This window comes from Kribbella sp. CWNU-51 (assembly GCF_054073265.1).
Genome location: NZ_JBSXMZ010000007.1, coordinates 670,267 through 692,502 on the forward strand (window position 1 = coordinate 670,267; position 22,236 = coordinate 692,502).

At 68.1% G+C, this 22,236-nt stretch carries 21 protein-coding genes and 1 pseudogene; 8 read left to right on the top strand and 14 right to left on the bottom strand.

Translation table 11 applies throughout. The features are described 5' to 3' along the window. Positions 1-62 precede the first annotated feature (62 nt). Positions 63-2,387: a hypothetical protein gene (locus tag ACXC9Q_RS11630; RefSeq protein WP_457056480.1), complete on the top strand. Its 2,325-nt coding sequence runs from the start codon at positions 63-65 to the stop codon at positions 2,385-2,387. A gap of 49 nt (positions 2,388-2,436) precedes the next feature. Further along, the gene (locus ACXC9Q_RS11635; protein WP_457056481.1) at positions 2,437-2,877 is read left to right on the top strand and encodes an N-acetyltransferase family protein; all 441 of its coding nucleotides are present in this window, start codon (positions 2,437-2,439) and stop codon (positions 2,875-2,877) included. A gap of 3 nt (positions 2,878-2,880) precedes the next feature. Here the strand turns inward: ACXC9Q_RS11635 and ACXC9Q_RS11640 are convergent, their stop codons facing one another. The 7 genes from ACXC9Q_RS11640 to ACXC9Q_RS11670 all read right to left on the bottom strand — a co-directional run bounded on the left by ACXC9Q_RS11640 (position 2,881) and on the right by ACXC9Q_RS11670 (position 8,242). After that, the gene (locus ACXC9Q_RS11640) at positions 2,881-3,273 is read right to left on the bottom strand and encodes a type II toxin-antitoxin system VapC family toxin (RefSeq protein WP_457056482.1); all 393 of its coding nucleotides are present in this window, start codon (positions 3,271-3,273) and stop codon (positions 2,881-2,883) included. Beyond that, positions 3,273-3,506 (bottom strand): hypothetical protein, encoded by a 234-nt coding sequence (locus ACXC9Q_RS11645; RefSeq protein ID WP_457056483.1) that lies wholly within the window; start codon positions 3,504-3,506, stop codon positions 3,273-3,275. Before ACXC9Q_RS11645 ends, ACXC9Q_RS11640 begins: the two co-directional genes overlap by 1 nt. Positions 3,507-3,530: 24 nt before the next feature. Then, positions 3,531-4,064, bottom strand: a complete 534-nt coding sequence (locus ACXC9Q_RS11650; RefSeq protein WP_457056484.1) for an AAA family ATPase — start codon at positions 4,062-4,064, stop codon at positions 3,531-3,533. Further along, entirely contained in the window at positions 4,061-5,167 is a 1,107-nt protein-coding gene (locus tag ACXC9Q_RS11655; RefSeq protein ID WP_457056485.1) for a DNA polymerase III subunit beta family protein, read from the bottom strand. The genes ACXC9Q_RS11650 and ACXC9Q_RS11655 overlap by 4 nt, the downstream gene beginning before the upstream one ends. 92 nt (positions 5,168-5,259) lie before the next feature. Next, entirely contained in the window at positions 5,260-5,778 is a 519-nt protein-coding gene (locus ACXC9Q_RS11660; protein ID WP_457056486.1) for an AAA family ATPase, read from the bottom strand. 15 nt (positions 5,779-5,793) lie between these two features. Then, complete coding sequence (locus ACXC9Q_RS11665) at positions 5,794-6,945, bottom strand: anhydro-N-acetylmuramic acid kinase (protein ID WP_457056487.1); 1,152 nt, start codon at positions 6,943-6,945, stop codon at positions 5,794-5,796. A gap of 1 nt (position 6,946) precedes the next feature. After that, complete coding sequence (locus ACXC9Q_RS11670; RefSeq protein ID WP_457056488.1) at positions 6,947-8,242, bottom strand: MFS transporter; 1,296 nt, start codon at positions 8,240-8,242, stop codon at positions 6,947-6,949. Positions 8,243-8,421: 179 nt separating this feature from the next. On the opposite strand from ACXC9Q_RS11670, the pseudogene ACXC9Q_RS11675 reads away from it, so the two are divergent. The 3 genes and pseudogenes from ACXC9Q_RS11675 to ACXC9Q_RS11685 form a co-directional block, all read left to right on the top strand. Next, positions 8,422-8,898: pseudogene (locus ACXC9Q_RS11675) on the top strand (SigE family RNA polymerase sigma factor); the annotation flags it as partial. Next, positions 8,895-9,701: a hypothetical protein gene (locus ACXC9Q_RS11680; RefSeq protein ID WP_457056489.1), complete on the top strand. Its 807-nt coding sequence runs from the start codon at positions 8,895-8,897 to the stop codon at positions 9,699-9,701. The pseudogene ACXC9Q_RS11675 and the gene ACXC9Q_RS11680, both read left to right, overlap by 4 nt. A gap of 158 nt (positions 9,702-9,859) precedes the next feature. Beyond that, positions 9,860-10,774, top strand: coding sequence for an endo-beta-N-acetylglucosaminidase H (locus ACXC9Q_RS11685; RefSeq protein WP_457056490.1), 915 nt, complete (start codon positions 9,860-9,862; stop codon positions 10,772-10,774). Positions 10,775-10,880: 106 nt separating this feature from the next. Here ACXC9Q_RS11685 and ACXC9Q_RS11690 read toward each other — a convergent pair whose 3' ends face one another. Beyond that, entirely contained in the window at positions 10,881-11,168 is a 288-nt protein-coding gene (locus tag ACXC9Q_RS11690; protein ID WP_457056491.1) for a hypothetical protein, read from the bottom strand. Between the two features lie 91 nt (positions 11,169-11,259). Further along, a complete protein-coding gene (locus ACXC9Q_RS11695) occupies positions 11,260-11,775 on the bottom strand; it encodes a histidine phosphatase family protein (RefSeq protein ID WP_457056492.1) in 516 nt (171 codons plus the stop codon). Positions 11,776-11,869: 94 nt separating this feature from the next. On the opposite strand from ACXC9Q_RS11695, the gene ACXC9Q_RS11700 reads away from it, so the two are divergent. The 3 genes from ACXC9Q_RS11700 (at position 11,870) to ACXC9Q_RS11710 (ending at position 15,328) form a co-directional block, all read left to right on the top strand. Continuing rightward, on the top strand, positions 11,870-13,729 hold the full coding sequence (locus tag ACXC9Q_RS11700) for an acyl-CoA dehydrogenase (protein ID WP_457056493.1): 1,860 nt from the start codon (positions 11,870-11,872) through the stop codon (positions 13,727-13,729). A gap of 370 nt (positions 13,730-14,099) precedes the next feature. Beyond that, positions 14,100-14,873, top strand: a complete 774-nt coding sequence (locus tag ACXC9Q_RS11705; protein WP_457056494.1) for a DUF4097 family beta strand repeat-containing protein — start codon at positions 14,100-14,102, stop codon at positions 14,871-14,873. A 206-nt stretch (positions 14,874-15,079) separates the two neighbouring features. Further along, positions 15,080-15,328, top strand: a complete 249-nt coding sequence (locus ACXC9Q_RS11710; protein WP_457056495.1) for a DUF6458 family protein — start codon at positions 15,080-15,082, stop codon at positions 15,326-15,328. 3 nt (positions 15,329-15,331) lie between these two features. On the opposite strand, the gene ACXC9Q_RS11715 is transcribed toward ACXC9Q_RS11710, so the two are convergent. From ACXC9Q_RS11715 to ACXC9Q_RS11735, 5 genes are all read right to left on the bottom strand, one after another. Continuing rightward, a complete protein-coding gene (locus ACXC9Q_RS11715; RefSeq protein ID WP_457056496.1) occupies positions 15,332-17,113 on the bottom strand; it encodes an NHL domain-containing thioredoxin family protein in 1,782 nt (593 codons plus the stop codon). Positions 17,114-17,160: 47 nt separating this feature from the next. Then, on the bottom strand, positions 17,161-18,795 hold the full coding sequence (locus ACXC9Q_RS11720) for a hypothetical protein (RefSeq protein ID WP_457056497.1): 1,635 nt from the start codon (positions 18,793-18,795) through the stop codon (positions 17,161-17,163). Between the two features lie 138 nt (positions 18,796-18,933). Further along, a complete protein-coding gene (locus tag ACXC9Q_RS11725; RefSeq protein ID WP_457056498.1) occupies positions 18,934-19,827 on the bottom strand; it encodes a carbohydrate ABC transporter permease in 894 nt (297 codons plus the stop codon). After that, on the bottom strand, positions 19,824-20,723 hold the full coding sequence (locus ACXC9Q_RS11730) for a carbohydrate ABC transporter permease (RefSeq protein ID WP_457056499.1): 900 nt from the start codon (positions 20,721-20,723) through the stop codon (positions 19,824-19,826). The genes ACXC9Q_RS11725 and ACXC9Q_RS11730 overlap by 4 nt, the downstream gene beginning before the upstream one ends. Before the next feature lie 43 nt (positions 20,724-20,766). Beyond that, on the bottom strand, positions 20,767-22,050 hold the full coding sequence (locus tag ACXC9Q_RS11735) for an ABC transporter substrate-binding protein (protein ID WP_457056500.1): 1,284 nt from the start codon (positions 22,048-22,050) through the stop codon (positions 20,767-20,769). Positions 22,051-22,236 lie beyond the last annotated feature (186 nt).

The following is a 22,236-nucleotide window of genomic DNA, read 5'->3' on the forward strand; positions in this document are numbered from 1 at the left end:
CATCTCGACAACATGTTGTCAACAGTCGCTGCTGCGATGCCATACTCACGTCAGGGGGCATCATGACGACAGCCGCACTCGGTGGGCCTGTCGGGCGGCTGCGGCAGTACTTCGGCGACCGCCTGATTCGCCCGGGCATCGCAGAGGCGCCGTACGACACCAGCATCCGGCTCGGCGCGGCCGCGCTGGTCGCGGCCGGCCTGGCCATCGTCGGGGGCGTCTACGACATCGGGCCGACGGAACCGCAGGTGTGGTTCTACAGCACGCCGATCGCCGACGCGACCGTAGTACTGATGCTTGCGTCGCTGGCCCTCGGCGCCTGGTCGGTGGCGACCGTCGCCGCGGTCGCGACGAACGCCCGCCCGTTGCTCGGAGCAACGGCATTGCTCACGTGTGGCGTGAGCTTCAGCGTCCTGGACGGTGCGACCCGGTTGGCGCGCAGCATCGCACTGGTCGCCAAGGAGCTCCCATCCTTCCGGGTCGAGTGGAGTTCCGTGCCGCGGTGGACGCTCGGCCTCATGGTCGTGGCCAGTCTCGTCCCAGCGGTGTGGCTCCTGTTGCCGGCCAGGCGACTCACCAGGTCACCGGTGACGACCGGCTTCATCATCAGCGTGCCGCTGTGGATCACCATCGCCGTCTGGGCGTGGTCCAGCCACGTCACGAACGTCATCCCGTTCCATCTCGCCGGCGGTCTGGCGCCCGACGTCGCCGCGTCCCTGCGGGCGCCTCGATCCGCGTCGGCGTTGAAGCTCTTCAGTGGGGTCGCCGCAGCCGGACTCACCGGCTGGCTGGTCATCCTGATCCTGCTGTCCGGTTCGGAGTTCGCCCGGGCGCAGGTGTCGCTGGCCGGCCGGCTCGCCAGGTTGCGTGTCCTGCATCGGCGCGGCGTGGTGATCGCGGCCGCCGTACTCATTCTGGCCGTCCTGACCCTCGGCTACCTCGGTGCCTTCGGCTCCACCTCGACAGGTATCTGGCGGGTCGGCTCGATCTGGCAGTGGGCGTACTGCGTCCTCGTGGCGGCAGCCGGCGTGGCGGCCCTGCGATGGGAGTATCGCAACCCGATCGCTCCTGGCAGATTGCGCAGTACCGTGGCCGTCGCAATCGCCGCACTTGGTCTGCCCTCGGTGTTGCTGGTGGCCGGATCCCTGCTTCAGTTGGTCGTCGGTCCGATCGTCCGCGGAGACTGGGCGCCGACGGCCTTGGACTGGGGTCTGTGGTTCCAGCGGTACGACGGTCTCGCCGCGATCGTGGTGGTTGCCTGGGTCACCAGTGTGTACCTGCGGTCCGATCGGCGGCTGACGACGGGGACGGCGTTCGGACTCGCCTTCGTCTTCTGGGCTCTGCCGAGCGCCGTGCAGGTTGCCGTCGGCAAGCACAGGATCTCCAGCGACCAGCTGCTCGCGTCTCCGCAGCGCCTCGTGGTGTGCGTGTGCATCGCCGTACTGGTCGTCGCGATCCGCGTCCGCGACATCGGCGCGGTCTCGCCGTTACTGGTGCAGACGCTGATCGGGTCGACGATCTCGGCCTTCGGCATCGACGCGTTGCTATCCGGATCGCCGGCCACGGCCGCCGCCGTACTGCTGGTGATCCTGCCGGTGGCGTGGCGGTTCCTCGTCGACACCCGGGACGAGCGGGAGAAGCCGGCCTGGAAGTCGGTGCTGGCGATGGCGACGTGGGCGACCCTGATCAGCCTGGCGGCCTTCACGATCGGGGCCGGCGCGGGGATCGGCCTCTTCGACAACGGCTCGCGGGTCGAGTGGAACCTGCTGATCATTCCGTTGACGTTCGCGTTGTTGTGCCAGACCGAGCCGGTGGTGCGCCCGGTCGGTCCAGGGTGGAAGGGTGGGCCCCCGGCCCCCGTGGTGCCCGCCGGTGGTCCGATCAGATTCGCGGCCGGCGCCGTCGCGGCTGTGGTGATCGCGACCTCGGCGATCCTCAGCATCGCGAGGGTCCCGGACGCTGTCGCACGGCCGCCGGATCATCAGGTGACGATCAGCGTGCCGTCCGGCTGGACACCGGGCCAATGCGACCGCACCGACGCCGAGATCGCAAGCATCAACTCATCCGACCACAAGACCGTTGTCATCGTCGCGAACGCACCCGAGCAGGCGCTCCGTACGGCGAGTACGGACGAGGCATGCCAGGAGGCAGCCCTTCTTCAGAAGACGCTGGACTCCCACTGGTGCAAGACAGCCCCATCAGCTCCACTGGCCGGCCTCCCTGACCTCTCCTGGTACTCCTGCACACTGCAGGGCACCACCTTGCGCTACGCCTTCAATCACACCGCCGGAGACATCAAGGCTCTTCTCGTCGTGACGCTCCCCAACGCGTCCCCACCCGACGCCACCACCGCCGAGGCCACCCTCGCCACCCTGACCTTCAACTGAGCCCAAAACCAGGTGCCTCCTCATCGACCGGCCTGCCATCCTGCCTGTCATGCCCGTACGACGCTTAACTCTGCACGACTGGGATGAGCTGTGGCCGTTGGTGCAGGGGTTCGGCACCGCGATGTCCGAGGCGGAGACCCGCCCGCTCTACGAGGAGCTGGTCGACGACCCCCGGTGGGCCGCCTTCGGGTACGACGACGGTGGGCTGGTGGGCTATGCGGTAGTGCAGGACTACGGAACGCACCTCCGCGCCGGCCGCGTCCACCAAGGGCGTCTCCACGACCTCTACGTCGACCCGGCCAACCGCCGTACCGGCGTAGGTCGCGCCCTGATGGCCGCCGTCACCACCTGGGCCTCCACCCGAGTCCGCCACCTCGAGTGGCAAGCTCACCACGAACGTTCCGCCCCCTTCTACGAAGCCCTGGGCCACCAAGGCTCCCCGTGCCCCCAACCCGACTACCCAACCTTCGACATCGAGTTCCCGGCCTGACCTTCAGGTGGGTGCGTCGACAGTCAGCCCGGCCACCCGAGCGGCGTCGGCAAGTCGCTTGTCGTAAGTGACGAACGAGGTGAGCCGGGGCTCGACGCGCAGCGCCGTGGCCAGGTGAATCGCATCCAGGCTGCGCACCGTCGGCGGCTTCACGGTCTGCGCAAGGATCCTCGTGCCGGCATCCATGTCGATCAGATCGACAAGGTCGAGGACCAGGTGCAGTCGCGCCACGGCAGCGGGCGCATGCCGCGCGAGCGCCCGAGACGATTCGATCTCAGCGAGGACGGAGCTGATCCACCCCACTTCGGCTCGTTCGTCGAGCCAGTCGCGCAGCGCCTGCGACTCGGATTCGGCGTGCACCAGCTTCACGATGGCGGCCGAATCGAGGTAGATCATCAGCGCTCCCCCTCGCGATCGCGGGATATCTCGGCGGCAACATCAACGCCGTCCGGTTCGCCGAGCGGCATCCGCAGAACTGCGCGGCGCATCGCCGTAGCCCGCTCCTTGCGCAGGGCGGCTTCCAGCACGGCTTGCCTGATCACCGCGGAGCGCGAACTGCCGTCGCGGGTCAGCACGTCCAGCGCGTGCTCGGTCTCCGAGTCGGTACGAATCGTGATGGTGTCGGCCATGCAACCAATGTAAGACATAACGTCTTACGACACCAGGCTCCCGAGGTGGTCGCGGATTTGTTCGGCGGCTGATTGGGCCGGGTGTTTGGTCGTGTCAATGACCAGGTCGGCTGCTGGGAGGAGCCAGGGGCGGGCGGATTGGTAGGCGGCTACGTGGTTGTGGCGCCAAGGGCGGATGTCGTGGCCTTCGGGGTCGGCGTCGATGCGGGTGTGGAGGGTTTCGGGGTCGGCGTCGAGGAGGACGTGGACGATGTCATAGCCGCGGGCGCGGAGGCCCTCCTCGACCTCGCCCCAGTAGGACTCGACGAGGACTGTTTGTACGGCGATGAGGTGGTCGCCCGTGAGGCGGGCGATCTCGTCCATGACGACGGGGACGAGGGTCCGCCACGGTGGGAGCTGCTGGAAGTCGGTGAACTCCTGGTCACTCAGGTTGGCGCGCAGCATGTAGCCGACATGCTCAGGGTCGAACAACCGCGTCCCCTCGGTCAGCCCGACCAACTTCCCAGCCGTGGTCGTCTTACCTGCCCCGAAAGTCCCATTGATCCAGATGACCGTCACGTTGTCGTACGACGCTCCGCAGCACCAACTGGTTCATCCAGCCGGACAGGCATTACCAGGGTGGTGAACGTGCCCTGGTCGGCCGAGCGTACGACGACCGGCCGGTCCTGGGCGCAGATCTCCAGGAGCACGTCCGGCCCGACGCTCGCCTCCAGCGCGGCGCCCAGCAACTCCGCGGTGAACCCGATCCGCACCGCCCCCGACCCGATCACCTCGAGCGTCTGCTCACCGTCGACCGTCAGCCCGCCCGAACCGATGTCAAAGGCAACAACGTCACGCCCCTCCAGCGCCGCCCGCAACGCAGCCCGGTCCACAACCACCCGACACACCGGTGCCGCGAGCCCATCCAGAATCCCCTGGTACGCCGGATACTCCGCCGCCACCACGCTGATCTGCCGGACCTCGTCCCCTCGCACCAATTCGGCGCCCCCAGGGCCGACCTCCACCCGCACAGCCTCCCCAGCCGCCGCCCACCGCCCGAGCTCAGCCAACTCATCCGCCCGCACCAGCACCCGCGCGCTCGGTCCCGCGAACTCCATCGCCCGCACAGTCCGCACCGCCAGCCGATACCTGTCGGTCGCCACAAACGTCACCTCGTCCCCGGCGAGCTCGACCAACACACACTCGAGCGCAACAGCCAACCCCGCCTCGACTCCAGTGGAGGTGGCGGAAGTCCCGGCGCCCGGCGCGATGATCGGAGCGGGGGTTGCGGCGGCAGGGGCTACTTGGCGGGTGGCGCTGGCGAACTCTGGGCCGCCCAGGATCACGGTTGTTCGTTCGGTGCGTAGCTGGGTGAGGAGGTGGTGGGCGGCGGCTCGGGCGGCTGCGGTCCTTGCCTCGACTGTGCGGAGGTGGGCTCGGACGATATCCGCGAGTACGGCGGGGTCGGCGTCGAGTGCAAGGCGGACCTCGGCGAGCGGGAGGTCGATTTCGCGGAGGTCGCGGAGCAGGCGGGCGCGGGGTTGCTGGGACGCGGCGTAGTAGCGGTACCCGTTCGAGCTGTCCACCGACGCGGGCGGTAGCAGACCGCAGTCGTCGTAGAACCGCAGCGCACTCGGCGCCAGCCCCACCAACCTGGCGAACTCACTGATCGTCAAACTCATGCCGCCGACCCTCCCCCTTCCACCAGCCTGAAGGTCAACACGGCACCTTTGTGGAACATCACTGCCACCGAGCGCAAGTTATGTTCCACAGATCAGCCGCGCAGCCGTCCCCAGAGGTTCAGCGGGCCGCCGAAGCGTTCGCCGCGGAGCCACTCGAGGATGCTCTTCGCGCACTGCTCCGGCGCGACGTCACCCCGGACCGACCGCGGCACGTGCTTGCGGAGCTCGGCCGCGTCCTCGAGCGCCTCCTCGATCTGCGCCGCCGGCCAGCCTCGCCCGGCCAGCCGTTTCCGCCGGACCGCGTCGGGGCAGTCCAGATGCAGCCACCGCCCCTCGGGCAGCTCGGCGGGCAGCAACGGCGACAGCAAGAGCACGGGGATCCCGGACCGCCGGATCAGCTCGGTGATCCGCAACCACAGCGCGTTGTACGCCGGCCAGATCGGCACCGCGGTCGGACTCGCGATGTCGATCCCGAGCAACCGGCCGTCGTCGTCCAGTAACTCGTCCATGTCCATCACGACCAGGTTCCCCGGACTCAGCCGGAGCAACTCAGGCACCACTGTCGATTTCCCAGAACCGGGCGCACCGGTCACCACGAACAACCTCGTCACAGTCCTAGTGTGCGGTCAGCCCACCACCAGCCGCACGGGAGGCCGCACCTCGCCCGGAACAACCGGCAGGCCGCCCAGCCCGGGAGTGACCGACCCGAGCACGCTCGAATGCCCCGCCCCCGTGCAGCTCGGCACCGTCCCGCCGAGCCCATGGGCCGTCAGGAAGCCCAGTACGGCGAACGCGTACGCCTCCTTGGCCGCCGACGGGAGCCCGAGCTCGTCCGTCGTCCGCACCGGGACGCCGACCTCCGACGCGAGCAGATGCATCAGCACCGGATTCCGGATCCCACCGCCGGACGCGATCACCTCGGTCCCGCCGTACCGTCGCACCGCGTCGCCGACGGTCCGGGCGGTCAGCGTCGTCACCGTGGCAACCAGATCGTCGGCCGGGATGTCCGGCAGCCCCTCCAGTGCCCGCGCGAGATACGCGAGGTTGAACAGTTCCTTCCCCGTCGACTTCGGCGCCGGCCGGCCGTAGTACGGCTCCGCCAGCAACCGCCCGAGCAACTCCTCGTTCACCCGCCCGCGCGCAGCCATCACCCCGTCCGCGTCGAACGCCCGATCGGTCAGCTCCGCCACCACCGCATCGATCAGCGCGTTCGCCGGACCGGTGTCGAAGGCAACAGGTTCGCCATGCACCACGGTGATGTTCGCGATCCCGCCGAGATTCAGCGCGACCGGTACGCCGCGGCGCCCGCGCAACCACAGCACGTCGAGGATGCTGACCAGCGGCGCACCCTGGCCGCCCGCCGTCACATCACGCGACCGCAGATCCGACACGACCGAGATCCCGGTCGCCTCCGCGATCCAGGCCGGCTGCCCGAGCTGCAGCGTCCCACGCACCGACCCTCCGTCGATCCAGTGGAACATCGTCTGCCCGTGCGACACGATCAGATCGGCGTGCCCGCCACACAACTGCTCGACCGCCTGCCGCGCGACGTCGGCGAACGCCTGCCCGATCCCGGTGTCCAGCCGGCACACCTGCTCCATCGTCGTACTTGCTGGCGGCAACGAACCGGCGACGGCTGCACGCAGCTCGTCCGGGTAAGGCTGGCTCAGAAGGCCGAGCGGCGTCAGCACCAACTGATCGCCGTCCAGCTGAAGATCCGCCGCGGCGGCGTCGATGGCGTCGTACGACGTCCCGGACATCAGGCCGATGACTCGCATGTCAGTCCCGCAACTCCCGTCGGTAGTCGTCTCCGCGCAACGTGAGCAGCGCTGCCACGCTCACCGCACACGTCACCGCCACATACCAGGCCGGGATGTCGACGTTCTTCGTCCGCTTGATCAACTCGGTGATGATGAGCCCGGCCGACCCCGAGAACACCGCGTTGGACAACGAGTACGCCAGCCCGAGCCCGGTGTAGCGCGCCCGGGTCGGGAACATCTCCGCCAGCATCGCAGGACCCGGACCGGCCATCAACCCGACGACCAGACCGGCCACGAACACCGCGGTGCCCTTGGCAACGTTCCCGGACTCCTTGTCCTGGAGGAGATTCATCAACGGGAACGCGAGGACGACGACCAGCGCGGCGCCGGTCACCATCACCGGCCGCCGCCCGATCCGGTCGCTCAGCCAGCCGGCCGGAATGATCGACACCGCGAACCCGGTGTTCGCCAGCACGGTGGCGACCAGCGCCTGCTGGAAGGTCGCGTGCAACGTCGCCTGCAGGTACGACGGCATCACGACGAGGAACGTGTAGCCGGCCGCGGACCACCCCATCAACCGACCGATGCCCAGGACAATCGCCTTCGCGACCTCTCGCGGCGCCGCCGGTCGTGGCTCCTCCTGGGCGGCGCGGGTGAAGTTCGGCGTCTCGTCGAGCTTGAGCCGCAGCCACAACGCCACCAGGCCGAGCGGCAACGCGACCAGGAACGGCACCCGCCAGCCCCAGTCCGACAGCGCCTCCTGGCTCAGCGACGTGGCCAGGATCGCCGCCAGCCCGGCCCCCGCGAGCAGTCCGAGCGCGACCGTGAACGACTGCCAAGCGCCGTACAGGCCGCGCTTCGTCTTCGGCGCGAACTCGGTCATGATCGACACCGCACCGCCGAACTCACCACCCGCCGACAGCCCCTGCAGGGCCCGCACCAGCGTCAGCATCCACGGCGCGGCCGCCCCCACTGTCGCGTACGTCGGCAGCAGTCCGATCAGCGTGGTCGACGCAGTCATCAGCAGCAGCACGAGGATCAGCGTCGGCCGCCGCCCGATCCGGTCGCCCAGCCGCCCGAACACCGCGGCTCCGATCGGCCGGAAGAAGAACGCCAGCGCGAACGACGCGTACGTCTTGATCAGACTCTCCGCATCGCTGGTCGACGTACTGCTGAAGAAGTTCGCCGCGATCACGGTCGCGAAGAACCCGTACGCCCCGAACTCGTACCACTCGACGAAGTTGCCGACCGTCCCGGCGACCAGCGACCGCCGGATCCGCGGGGTGTCGACGACGGGCGTCGTTGGTGCGCTCATCGGAATCCTCTTCCACTCGGCGTCGGTAAATTCCTCCCGCCCCACGACCCATCTTCGTCTATTTGTTCCCGTTCCCGCGACCCCGGAGGCAACCTTCCCCGCGCCGCCGGTGTCATTCTCGGTAACGGCCAACTGATCGAGGAGGGGCGAATGGTCTCCCCGGGAGACGATTTCGACGAGTCGTTCGCGGCAGCGCGACCCGGCTGCTGCGGACCGCAGTACTGCTCGCCGGCGACCGAGCCGCGGCCGAGGACCTTGTCCAGGAGACGTACGAGCGGATCTACGTCCACTGGCCGCGGATCCGGACCGGCGTCCCCGAGGCCTACGCCCGCAAGACGCTGGCCAACCTGGCCGCCAACCGGTGGCGAACCAGGCGCCGGCGGCCGGCCGAGGTCGCCCTCGCCGACGACTACGAGCGCCCCAGTCCGGACGGTTCCGAGCAGTACGCCGTCCGCGACCACATGGTCAGCGCACTGCAGTCGCTGCCGCCGCGGCAGCGCGCCGTGATCGTCCTGCGGTACTACGAGGACCTCACCGAGGCCCAGACCGCGGAGGTCCTGGGCTGCTCGGTCGGGACCGTCAAGAGCCAGGCCTCGCGCGCCCTTGACCGGCTCCGTCTGATCACCGAACCCGCGATCCTGGAAGGAGTGCGATGACCGAGCTAGACCTCAAAGAGCGGATGGACCGCGATCTCGAGCACATCGTGGCGCCAACGGACCTGCTCGAGCGCGCCCGCCGCGGTGGCGCCCGCCGCGCCCGGCGTCGCCTGGCCCGCCTGACCGCGACCGCAACCGCGGTCGTCGCGGTCGCCGGCGCGATCACCATCCCGACCCTCCACAGGCACACCACCGACACTCCGACCGCCGGGATGGCAGCACCATCGCCGACGTCGACACCGATGAGGGCACTGACGTCGCCGCCGTCGCGGGCGCAGTCCGGGGATCCGTTCGCGGCCCTGCTGAGAGGGAAGACCCGGGGCGACCTCGCCGGCGACAGCGTCTTTCTGGGGCAGGCCCTCGCAACTTGGAAGGACATCACGGACCGGACCCACATGACGACCGGGGACGACCCGTACCCCGGCACCCCCAAGGTCTACTGGGCGGGGAACACCCCGGCCGGCAAGGCCGCGCTCGTCGTGCAGCCGATGACTTGGTTCGAGCCGCGGACGTACGCCAAGAGTCACCCCGTCGGCGGCACCTTCATCGGCGAGAGCGACAGCGGCAGGCTGGAAATCAACGGCGGGATCTGGCCCGGCGGGCACGGGATCTACTGGGCCATCCTGGCGAAGGGCAGTACCAGCGTGCTGATCGTCCTGACCGCCGGCACCTCATCCGGTCAGTGGAGCATGGACGGAGAGGCGATACCGCTGCGGCCGTTCAAGGACGGCATCAGCATCACCGAGCTCCCATCCCACACCCAACCCCTCGACGTCGACTTCAAGCTGCTCCGCACCAGGTAGTCCGCCGTAGTGAGCCCTTGACACCGCGTGAGGGCCGATCGATGATCGGTGTCGCTATACCGGTTTATCTCCCGTCACCGCCTGGGGTTCTCGGCCGGGCGGTGACGGCTGCTTAACCGATATAGCACACCGCCCGCCTTTGACGAGGAGTCGATCGTATGAGTCCACAACCCATGCGCAGAAGGACCCTGTTGTCAGCCCTGGCCGCCGGCGCCGCCGCGGCCACCACCGGTGTCGCGCTGCCCGCCCAGGCGCAACGGAAGCACTGCCGCGCGGCGAAGACCGGCCCGGTCACGGTCGCCTACATCGAGGTCAACGACCACAGCATGCTGAGCGCCGGCAAGTACACGCTGGCGAACGGCGGCGCCCAGGTGATCGACGTCGCGGTGATCTTCGCGGCGAACATCAACTACGACGGCTCGAACGCGTACCTGTCCTTCAACCAGCAGGTGCAGAGCGTGCTCGACAACGTCGCGACCCAGGTCCGGCCGCTGCAGCAGAAGGGCATCAAGGTCCTGCTGTCGATCCTCGGCAACCACCAGGGCGCCGGCTTCGCGAACTTCCCGTCCCAGGCCGCGGCCGATGCCTTCGCCCAGCAGCTCGCCGACGCGGTCAACCAGTACGGCCTGGACGGCATCGACTTCGACGACGAGTACGCCGAGTACGGCAACAACGGCACCGGCCAGCCCAACGACTTCTCGTTCGTCTACCTGGTCCAGGCGCTCCGCGCCAAGCTCCCGAACAAGCTGATCACGCTCTACGACATCGGCCCCGCCGCGGACCGCCTCACCTACAACGGCCAGAGCATCGCCAACACGTTCGACTACGCCTGGAACCCGTACTACGGCACCTGGGGCGTCCCGAGCGGCCCGACCTCGAAGTCCCGCCTCTCGCCGGCCGCCGTGTCGTACACCGCGACGAGCTCGGCCACCGCGGCCAGCCTCGCCCAACGCACGGTCAGCGAGGGGTACGGCGTCTTCCTCACCTACAACCTCACCGAGTCGGACACCTCGTCGTACATGACCGCCTTCACCCAGAAGCTCTACGGCAGCGCGACGATCTACACGCCCTGACTATCCCCATGGCAGCAAAGGGACGGCCGGCCGAAACACCGGCCGGCCAACCCTTCAGCTCCTGCTCCCAACGCTGCGGTCACCTGACCGTGATGCGTCGTGGAGACTAGCTGCGCCCCTGACCGCCCTTGCCTTTCTTGGACTGCTCGCGTGCTGCCCTGGCATCGGCCTTTGTTTCCGGTGAGTCGAACCGGCCCTTTGCTTCGGTGAGTTTCTGATCCGCCACAGCAAACACGGAGTCTCCTGTCACCTCAAGGCGCTTGTTGAGCCCGTCGGACACCCCGGCGTAGAGGTTGGCGTCCTTCCCCGCCTGTTCGGTCGCTTTCTGGTCCTTGGGGTCGTTGCTGCTCGCGTTGCTCGGTGTCTTTCCCCAGGGCATATTCATCTCCTGCACGATTCGACGTGAGGTCGTGTGTGACCTCGTGCTGACACCGCAGCATCCTAGGTCTCGACAAGGTCTCAGCCCCGAGTTTTGTTGCCGGGGGCTAGAACTCGTACTCCCACCCCGGCTGCCAGTTGAACGAGGCAACGATCAGTTCGCCCATCGGCTTCCGACTGCCGAGCAGGTGTTCGAGGGACCACTGGTTCGCCGAGTGGGCGACCACGAGCACCACCTGGTCGTCGTACCAGCGCTTCACGTCGGCCAGGAACGAGCGAGTCAGCTCGACCACGTCGTTGTAACTCTGGCCGCCGGGGAACGGGCGCTCGACGTGCTGGGCCGGCGGAACGCGCAGGTCCCGCGAGACCCCGTTGAACTCGCCGTAGTCACACTCCCGCAATCGCCAGTCCTGGAAGTGCGGCGCCGCCAGCCCAGCCAGCTCGACCGTCTGGACCGCACGCCTCAGGTCGGAGCTGAAGACCACATCGACGTCGCTGCGCCGCCGGCCCAGCTCGCGCGCCTCATCGCGCCCGCGCGCGGACAACTCTCCCGGCAGCCAGCCGGTCGCGACTCCGTTCTCGTTGTCGACAGTGGTGGCGTGAGTCTCGTAAATCAGCTTCATACCTCACACCCAATCGCACTTTGCCTTCGTTACCGGCGGGTATATACTTAAGTTACTCGTGAGTACAATGCTGCGAAGAGGTAGGGGAGCCCCAGTGAGCCACTACAAGTCGAATCTGCGGGACATCGAGTTCAACCTGCTCGAGGTTCTGGGCCGTGACGAGGTGCTCGGGCAGGGCCCGTACGCCGACATGGACGTCGACACCGCGCGCGAGGTGCTGGCGGAGATCGACCGCCTGGCCAAGCACGAGCTGGCCGAGTCCTTCGCCGAGGCCGACCGCAACCCGCCGGTCTTCGACCCGGACACGCACGAGGTCCGGATGCCCGAGGCGTTCAAGAAGAGCTACCACGCCTACATGGACGCCGAGTGGTTCAAGCTCGAGCTGCCCGCCGAGCTGGGCGGCCAGCCGACCCCGCCGTCGCTGCGCTGGGCCGCCGCCGAGCTGGTGCTGGGCGCCAACCCGCCGGTGCACATGTACGCCGCCGGCCCCAACTTCGCGCACGTGCTCTGGCGCAACGGCACCGAGCGGGACCAGAAGATCGCGCACCACATCATCGAGCGCGGCTGGGGCGCCACCATGGTGCTGACCGAGCCGGACGCCGGTTCGGACGTGGGCGCCGGGCGGACCAAGGCGACGCTGCAGGAGGACGGCAGCTGGCACATCGAGGGCGTCAAGCGGTTCATCACCTCGGGCGAGCACGACCTGACCGAGAACATCATCCACCTCGTCCTCGCGCGGCCGCAGGGCATCGACGGTGTCGGTGGCCCGGGGACCAAGGGCCTGAGCCTCTTCGTCGTCCCGAAGTACGACTTCGACCTGGAGACCGGCGAGCTGACCGGGGAGCGCAACGGCGCCTTCGTCACGAACGTCGAGAAGAAGATGGGCATCAAGGTCTCGACGACCTGCGAGATCACCTTCGGCGACGGCGTACCGGCCAAGGGCTGGCTGCTCGGCGAGGTGCACGACGGCATCGCGCAGATGTTCCAGGTGATCGAGTACGCGCGGATGATGGTCGGCACGAAGGCGATCGCCACCCTGTCCACCGGCTACCTGAACGCGCTCGAGTACGCGAAGGAGAGGGTCCAGGGTGCCGACCTGACCCAGCAGGCCAAGGACGCGCCGCGGGTGACGATCACGCACCACCCCGACGTCCGCCGTTCGCTGATGACGCAGAAGGCGTACGCCGAGGCCCTGCGGGCGCTGGTGTTGTTCACCGCGACGTACCAGGATCGCGCGGAGCAGGCCCGGTACGCCGGTGAGCACGACGCGGTCGCCGAAGGTGTGAACGACCTGCTGCTGCCGCTGGTCAAGGGCTACGGCTCGGAGAAGTCGTGGACGCTGCTCGGGACCGAGTCGCTGCAGACCTTCGGTGGTTCCGGCTTCCTGCAGGACTACCCGATCGAGCAGTACGTGCGGGACGCGAAGATCGACACGCTCTACGAAGGCACAACCGCGATCCAGGGCCAGGACCTGTTCTTCCGCAAGATCATCAAGGACCAGGGCAAGGCGCTGGGCCACCTGGCCGACCTGATCCAGGGCTTCGTCGCCTCGGAGGCGGGCAACGGCCGGCTGAAGGAGGAGCGGGCGCTGCTGGCGAAGGGCCTGGAGGACACCCAGAAGATTCTGGGCGTGATGGGCCAGGCGCTGATGGCGAGCAACCCGCAGGCCGAGAACGGCGACCCGCGCAACATCTACAAGGTCGGCCTGAACACGTCCCGGCTGCTGTACGTCCTCGGTGACGTGGTCTGCTCCTGGCTGATGCTGCGACAGGCCGAGGTCGCGCTGAACGCTCTCGGCGGCGAGCTCTCCCCCGCCGACCAGGACTTCTACTCCGGCAAGGTCGCGGCGGCCCAGTGGTTCGTCCGCTCCACGATGCCGACGGTCCGGGCCGAGCGCATCAAGGCCGAGCTCACCGACCTCGACGTCATGGACCTGCCCGAGTCCGCCTTCTGAGTTTCCAGCCCCTCCGGCTCGACCACTTGCGCGGGTCGAGCCGGAGGCTCGGGGCAGATTGATCTGCCCCGGTCTGCCCCACGATCTGCCCTGGTGGGGACGTGGCTGGTGTAGCAACGTTTCTGTCGGTGGCAACACCACGACCCTGGCTTGGCTTCCCCTGTCCGAGCCAGGGTCGCGTCACGTCCGGCGACCTCCGCCCGAGGGAACCGCCTGTCCACGTCCCGCGTCCGGGGCGAGCTGCACCGCTGACTCAGGCTTCCCTGAGGATCCGCTCAGGGAAGCCTCCGGGGGTCTGCCGGATCCTGCGCCACCGCGCCCGCGCCTACTGTCGAGCCGACAAGGGTGGGCGCGGTACGAGAAGAGGCGGATGATGGCGGAGACCAAGCAGCTCGGGGCGATCCTTCTGGTGGCTGCGGCCGGGCTGGCGTTCTGGCAGTTCGGGGACCGGGACTCCGACGACACTCACCAGGTCGACGAGCGGATCAGCACGGTCCAGCTGGCCGCCGAGAGCGCCGATATCACCATCAAGGTGTCCGATGACGACAAGACCACGGTCCAGGAGAAGCGCACGTACTGGCTCTGGAAGCACGGCGACGCGTACTCCGTGAAGGACGGCGTACTCAAGCTCGACGGCGACTGCGGCTGGCAGTGCAGGTCCGACTTCGTCGTGACGGTCCCGCGCGGCACCAAGGTGACCGGCGACAACGCCAGCGGCGACCTGTCGATCTCCGGGGTGAGCGGAGTGGACGCGAAGTCGCGGTCCGGCAAGATCGAGCTCGATGATGTCAGCGGCGACGTGAAGCTCGACCTCACCTCGGGCGACGTCGAGATCGGCGACCTGACCGGCAAGCTGGACGTGACGGCGAACTCCGGCGACATCACAGCCTCCGGCCTGAAGGGCGGTCCGGTGAACGTCCAGACCAGCTCCGGGGACATCGAACTCGAGCTGGCCGAGGCGAACGACGTACGCGCCAAGGGCACCAGCAGCGACATCGAGGTGACCGCTCCGTCCGGCGGCTACAACGTCAGCACTGACACCCGCAGCGGGGACGTCGACAACGAGCTGGGCGACGACCCGAACGGCTCACACACCATCGACGCCAGCACCGTGAGCGGCGACATCGACCTCCGCACCAACTGATCGACCAGGTTTGACGGCGGGTACCGATTTGGTGCCAGGTGGTGCACAAGACACCCGGTGTTGATGGATAACGCCGCCGTGACGGAGTAGCGTCACTGGTGTAGGGGACGTCACTAGGAGGCTCGCATGAGCGAGCGGAGCGAGCTCATCATCAAGCACCGCGCGCCTTGTGTCTCATGCGCGCCCGGAGCGAAGCGAGGACGTGCATGAGCATCGGTGTGGGGATCTTTCTGATGGTCGTCGGCGCCATTCTGGCGTTCGCCGTCCGGGACTCGTGGGACGCCGTCAACCTGCAGGTGGTGGGATACATCCTGATCCTGGCCGGTCTGGCCGGCATAGGGCTGTCCTTCTACATCACCAACCGGCGCCGTCGCGTCGACACCGACGCGATCGACCCCGCGGTCGAGGAGGAGTACCGCGTCGTCGAGGAGCACCACCGCGACGTCCAGGAGTAGAGCTCAGGCGGTCGCGCCTGACAGCACCAGTTCCAGCCGGTCGGGGCCGTCCGCCGTGACGCGGATCGGCACGCCCCAGTCCTGCCGGTGCATGTGACACGCCGGGAACTCGACCTCGGCCGAGTCGTCGCAGGAAGCAGCCTGTACGGCGACATGCAGCACCCCGTCCCCGACCCGCTCATCGATGACGAGCCGGCGCGTCAGGTCGGTCGAGTCGCCCGCACCCTCACGGAGCAGGCCCTCCGGCGTGGACGACACCAGTAACCGCGTCGACGGGCCGTACCGGTTGTCCAGCTTCTGCCCGGGCGGCGGCGTGAACACGACCTCCAACGTCACCTCGCCGCCCGCGAGATCCATCGGCGGCCGTTGCGTCCGGGTGCTGAACTCGTCCACGTTCGCCGACGCGCCCAGCGGGACCCGGGTCAGCCGGTGCGCGGCCGACTCGACCACCAGCAGTTCGTTGCCCACGACAACAGCACCGCTCGGCTCAGCCAGCCCGGTCGCCATCGTGTCGACCACGTCGGTGCGCGGGTCATAGCGACGTACGGCGCCGTTGTAGGTGTCGGCGATCGCGATCGAACCATCCCGAAGCAAGGTCACGCCGAGCGGATGCTGGAGCAGTGCCTCGCTCGCCTTGCCGTCACGCAGCCCGAAGTCGAACAGACCGGTGCCGACCGCGGTGTGCACCTCGGTGTCGATCCAGCGCAGCGCGGAGATCTCGGAGTCGGCCAGCCAGAGCCGGTCCCCGTCCACCGCGAGACCACTCGTCTGCGCGAACCACGCCTCGGCGAGCGGGCCGTCCTTCAGCCCCTCGTTCGTGGTGCCCGCGGCAACTTCTGTGACCTTGCGAAACGGATCGTACGTCCACAACTGATGGACGCCGGCCATCGCGATCCACACCTTGTCCTGCCACCACGCGACATCCCACGGTGAACTCAGGACGTCCGTGCCGTCGCCGTCCATCCATTGCTTGCCGGTGCCAACGAGTGTCGTCACCTCGCCGGTGTACAAGGTGATCCCGCGCAGCGCGTGGTTCACCGTGTCCGCGACCACCACGTCGTACCCGACCCTCGCCGCCACTTCGTCCGGCAGCAGGGTCAACCCGTTCGGCTCAGAGAATCGCGCCTCGGACGCGCCGCCGTCGACGAACCCACGCTCACCGGTGCCGATCCGCCGTACGACGGTCTCCGCGTCAGCAGCCAGCTCGACGAGGCTGTGGTTCCCGGCGTCCGCGACCAGGAATCCGTTGTCCAGCGCAACGATCTTCGCCGGGAAGCGCAGATCCGTGGGCTCCGGAGTGGGAGCGACGTACGGCGAGTTGCCTCGGGTCAGCGTGCCGGCCTGCTCGTGCTCGGCGATCAGCTCGGTCAGCAGCGCGTCGAGGGCGTGCGCGTGGCCCTCGCCCGAGTACTGCGCAACGATATAGCCGTTCGGATCCACCAGTACGAGCGTCGGCCAGGCGCGGGCCGTGTAGTTCTGCCAGGTGATCAGCTCCGGATCGTCCAGGACCGGGTGACCCACCTCGTACCGCTCCACGGCAGCGCGGACCGCGGCTTCCTCCCCCTCATGCGCGAACTTCGGCGAATGTACGCCGACGATCACCAGCGCATCGCCGTACTTCTCCTCCAGCGGTCGCAACTCGTCCAGCACATGCAGACAGTTGATGCAGCAGAACGCCCAGAAATCCAGCAACAGAAAGCGGCCCCGGAAGTCCGAGAGCTTCAGCTCCCGTCCCCCGGTGTTCAGCCACCCACGACCCTTGAGCTCCGGCGCACGCACATGCATGCCCCCATTGTCCGCAGGGCCCCAACCACCCAACCCCCGGGGGACGGTTAGCGGGGGAGGATGAGGGTGTCGGTGAGGAGTTTGGCGGTTTTGCGGAGGGTGGCGGGGGACGAGGAGAGGTCGGCGGCCAGGGCGTAGGGGGTCAGGGTCTCGCCGGGGCCGACCAGGCGGTGGCGGTGGGCCAGGAGCCAGACGATGGCCCGTGGCCAGGTCGAGAGGCGGGCCTTGGTGAGGAGGTCGGGGGCGTCGCGAACCAGGCGTTCGGCGATGTCGAAGGCGTCGGGGGCGTAGGCGTTGCCCAACGTCTCGCCGGCCATCAGCCAGGCGTGTGGGGCTAGGACGGAGAGGGTGGCGGCCTGGGACTTGTCCAGGCCGTGCAGGTCCGGCTGCGGCGGTGAACCCAGGCCGGACAGCGCTCGGTAGGCGTCTTCCAGGTCGTTGGTGGTGTCGTCGAGGAAGACCCGCTCGCCCGGCTTGGAGCCGACCGGGTCGATCATCGCGGCAGCCTCCAGCGCCGGCGTCCAGACGTCCACCGCGTCGACCGCCTCGTCGATGGCGTCCAGCGGCAGGTGGGTCCGCTCCCCGGCGAACTCCAGCCACACCTTCACCGCCACCGGAACCGCTTCGAAATAAGTGCTGTCGGCGAGCACCTTGCGCGGCAACCAGTGCGCCAGGAAGAGCTCGACCAGTACGGCGCTCACCCGCAACGGACCGCCGACGGTGTGATCCACCGCGTGGTCGATCCACAACCGGATGATGTCCGCGGCGTCCTCCGACAGCCCCATGGCGTGCCGCGACTCGAGGAACTCGTCGACCAGATGGTCCCGCTGCCGAGGTGACAGCACCGGCCGGATCGGCGGCCTGATCGGGCGCTCCGGCAGCTGGGTCAGCCGGTTCACCAGCAGTCCGGAGAAGAACTCGAAGTCCTCGCTGACCGGCGGATCGTCGTAGTCGTCGGTCTCGCCGAGCGCCTGCAGGATGATCCCGGCCGCGGTCGACGGGCGCACGGTCCGGATCGTCACCCGGCCGCCCCGCTGATACGCCTCCAGCACCCGATCCACCGGCGGCCCGATGAACACGTCCTTCACGATCGCGCCGAGGTTGTTGTCGATGAAGACCACCACAGTGTGCGGATGCTGCTCGTCGTCGTAGTCGAGCACCACGCTCAGTCCGTCGCCGGTGATGTCCTCCGACACGATCGCGCTGGTCAGCCGGAACCCCGCGATCCGGGTCACCCACTCCGGCACCTCGGCCTGCGTGCGCAAACGGGACAGATGGGCCCGCTGCAGCGGCAGCCGCCCGGCCGGACCGACCGTGCGGGCCAGGCTCGTCAACAGCACGAAGGAGTCCACATCGCGGCGCTCGCCGAGCACCCGGGCGGCGTCGGCCCAGAAGAACCGCTCCACCTCGCCGATCTCGTCCGGACGCCCGGCCGGCCACAGCTGGTCCGCGAGCATCGCGGCCGAGCGCGCGACCGAGGCCTCGGCGATCACCGGGTGCAGCGCGCGGGGCGCGGCGGCGAGATCGAGGGAGAGCGTTTCCTGCAGGGTCTCCAGCACGGCGACGCTGGGCGTGATGTCGACATCGACACCTGCCGTCGGTCCGTGGGGTGAGCCAGGCGTGGAGCCGACCAGCCGCAGATGGCTGCGTCGTCCGTCCCGGCCGCGGGGAGACTTGGTCACGTTCGTGAGGTTACCGTCCGGCGACAGTCCCCCGCAGGCCCGTGCGCGCGTCCTGTGGACAACTGTGCCTTTGGCCGCGCCTCCGGCACGGCGGGTCATGGGGCCTTAACTCCCGGCCCCATGACCACACCTGACCGCTCAGCCCTTGAGGGCGCCCGCCATCAGGCCGCCGATGAACCAGCGGCCCAGCAGGATGTAGACCAGCAGGGTCGGGAACGACGAGATCAGCGCACCCGCCATGCTGGCCGCGTAGTCGACCTTCTGGCCGCCTGCCAGCGCCGCCAGGCCAAGCGTCACCGGGCCGTTGTTCTGCTGGGTCAGGAACAGTGCGAACAGGAAGTCGTTCCAGACCGAGGTGAACTGCCAGATCAGCGTCACCACGAACCCGGAGATCGAGATCGGCAGGATGATCCGCGCGTACGTCTGGACCAGTCCGGCGCCGTCCACCCGGGCCGACTCGATGATCTCGTTCGGCACGATGGTGGCGTAGTAGTTCCGGAAGATCAGCGTGCAGATCGGGATGCCGTAGATGACGTGCGCGATGATCAGGGTCGGTACGCCGCGGGTTACGTCCAGCTCGGTGAAGGTCGTCCGCAGCGGCAGCATCACCGCCTGATAGGGGATGAACATCCCGAACAGGATGAACGCGAACACGATGTTCGCGCCCGGGAACCGCCAGCGGGCCAGCACGAACCCGTTCACGGACCCGATCATGGAGGAGATGATCGCGGCCGGGATCGCGAGCAGCAGCGACCGGATCATGTACGGCTGCAGTACGTCCCACGCCTTACGCCACGGCTCCAGCGTCCAGATCTGCGGCAGGTTCCACTGCGCGGCGGCGGTGGTGTCGCTGGACGTCTTGAAGCTGCCGACCACCACGACGTACACCGGGATGAGGACGAACAGCAGGAAGAGCAGCAGCAGGAGGTACTTGACCGACCGGCTCAGCCGGGTCGTCCCGTCAGCGCCGGCCCGCGGCTTCTGGCGAATCGCTGTCGCGGTGGTGCCGGTGGCGGCCTCGACGGCGGTCATTCGTTGCTCTCCTGCCGGACGGTGTACGCGACGTACGGGATGACGAGGACGGCGACGACCGCGAGCATCACGATCGCGATCGCGGCCGCCTTGGCCTGGTCGCCGCGCAGCAAGGTGTTCCACATCAGGATCGAGGGCACCTCGGTGCGGAACTGGTTCGGCCCGGTGATCGCGTAGATCAGGTCGAACAACTTCAGCGACATGTGGCCGAGGATGATCAGGGCCGACAGGGCGATCGGCGACAGCTGCGGGAACAGCACGTGCCGGTACAGCTTGAACTCCGACGCACCGTCGACCCGCGCCGCCTCGCGCAGCTCCGGCGGGATGCCCCGGAAACCGGCCAGGAACAGCGCCATGATGTACCCGGACAGCTGCCAGACCGCGGGCAGGGCGATGGAAGCCATCGTCGTCCATCTGCTCCCGGCGGTCCACCACGCGTTCTCCAGGAAATGCAGCTGGAGAAGCTCGAACAGCCGGTTCAGCCCGCGCGCGTCGTCACCCTGGGACGGGTTCAGCAACCAGCCCCAGACGACACCCGAGGCGATCATCGAGATCGCCATCGGGAAGAGGAAGATCGACCGGAACACGCCCTCGCCGGTGACCCCCTTCTCCAGCAGCAGCGCCCAGACCAGGCCGAAGATCAGCGTGCCCACGATGAACAGCACCGTGAGCACGCCGAGATTCTTCAGCGAGTTGAGGAACCGGTCCTCATGGAACAGGTTCGTGTAGTTCTCGAACCCGACGTAGTTCGCCGAGCCCTTGCGCGCGGTGTGCCGATCGGTCAGCGAGGTGTTGAACGACCAGGCGATCAGCACGTACACGAAGTACCCGAGCAGCAGCACAGTCGGCAGCAGCACCAGGGCTCCAGGACCCCATGTGCGAATTCTTCCGTGCATGCTCAGCTCACCGCCCGAGGGCCGGTCCTCAACTCGACCTGCATCAGCTCGTCTTCATCGCGTTGCCGAGCGCCGTCTGCAGCTTGGCGACGTCCGGGCTACCACTGAACTGACTGATCGCCGACAGGATGTCGTTGTTCTGACCGACCGAGCAGGCTGCACCGTGGGCGCAGGACGGGACGATCGTGTCCTTCTTCCAGTCCGCCATCGCCGACTGCTGGTACTTCGGGTAGTCCGCCGGGTCGGCGTCCGAGCGGGCCGGGATCGAGCCCTTCTTGGTGTTGAACGCCTTCTGGCCCTCGGCCGAGCCGACGGTCTTCAGCCAGCACTTCGCCCCGTCGGGGTCCGCGCCGTTGGTCGGCAGCGTGAACGAGTCCGCCAGGAACTGGAAGTTGCCCGCGGTACCCGGCGCCGGCCAGTAGGTGTACGCCGTGTCCGGGATCTTGTCGGCCAGCTGCTGCGCGGCGACCCAGTCACCCATCAGCGTGTAGCCGGCCTGGCCCTTGTTCACGTAGCCCAGCGCGTCCGGCCAGTCGATCGCCTCGCGGTCGGCGTTGGTGTAGGACAGCAGCGTCTTGTACTTGTTCAGCGCCGCGGTCACGTTGGCGCCGTTCCAGTCGGTCTTGCCGTCCCACAGACCCTTGAACGCCTCCGGCTTGAGCTCGGCCAGCAGCACGGCCTCGACCAGCATCTCCTGGGCGAAGCCCTTGGAGATCGCCAGCGGCGCCTTCACGCCGGCAGCCTTCAGCTTCTCCAGGTCCGCGATCCACGCGTCCACGCTGGCCGGCGCGGTGGCGCCGTCGATGTTCGCCTTCTTCAGCACCGCCGGGTTGGCCCAGACCACGTTCGCCCGGTGGATGTTGGCCGGGATCGAATAGATCTTGCCGTCGACGGTCAGGTTGTCGACCAGGTTCTGCGGGAAGGCTTTGTCCAGCCCGTAGTCCTTGTACAGCTGACTGACGTCGTCGACCTGGCCGGCGTTGATGTAGTCCTTCAGCTCCGCACCGGCGTGCGCCTGGAACGTGGACGGCGGCTTGCCCGCCTGCAGGTCGTTGGCCAGCACCTGCTTGGCGTTCGACCCGGCGCCACCGGCGACCGCGGAGTTGACGAACTTGAAGTCCTTGCAATCGGTGTTGAACACCGAGACCAGACCGTCCAGACCGGCCTTCTCGCCACCGTCGGCCCACCAGGTGAAGACAGTGACGTCCTTACTCGCGGACGAGTCCCCGCCGCCGCTGCTGCTGTCGTCGCTGTTCCCGCAGGCGCTGACTGCGAGAAGACCCGCTGCACCCACCAGCGCCAGGGTCTTACTCAGACCACCACGCATGATTCACTCTCCGATCATTGGATGGAGCCGCCTGTGACAACGATGCCCCCTTGACGGTGCAACTCTGGGCACGCCGCGCGCCGAGTGTCAACGCTCCGCGCAGGCGCGTTGCGCAGACGTGACCCCGAGCCCATCGAACCTGTGAGAGCGCGCACATTCGACGCGCGATCGAGCACCGCGCGCAGT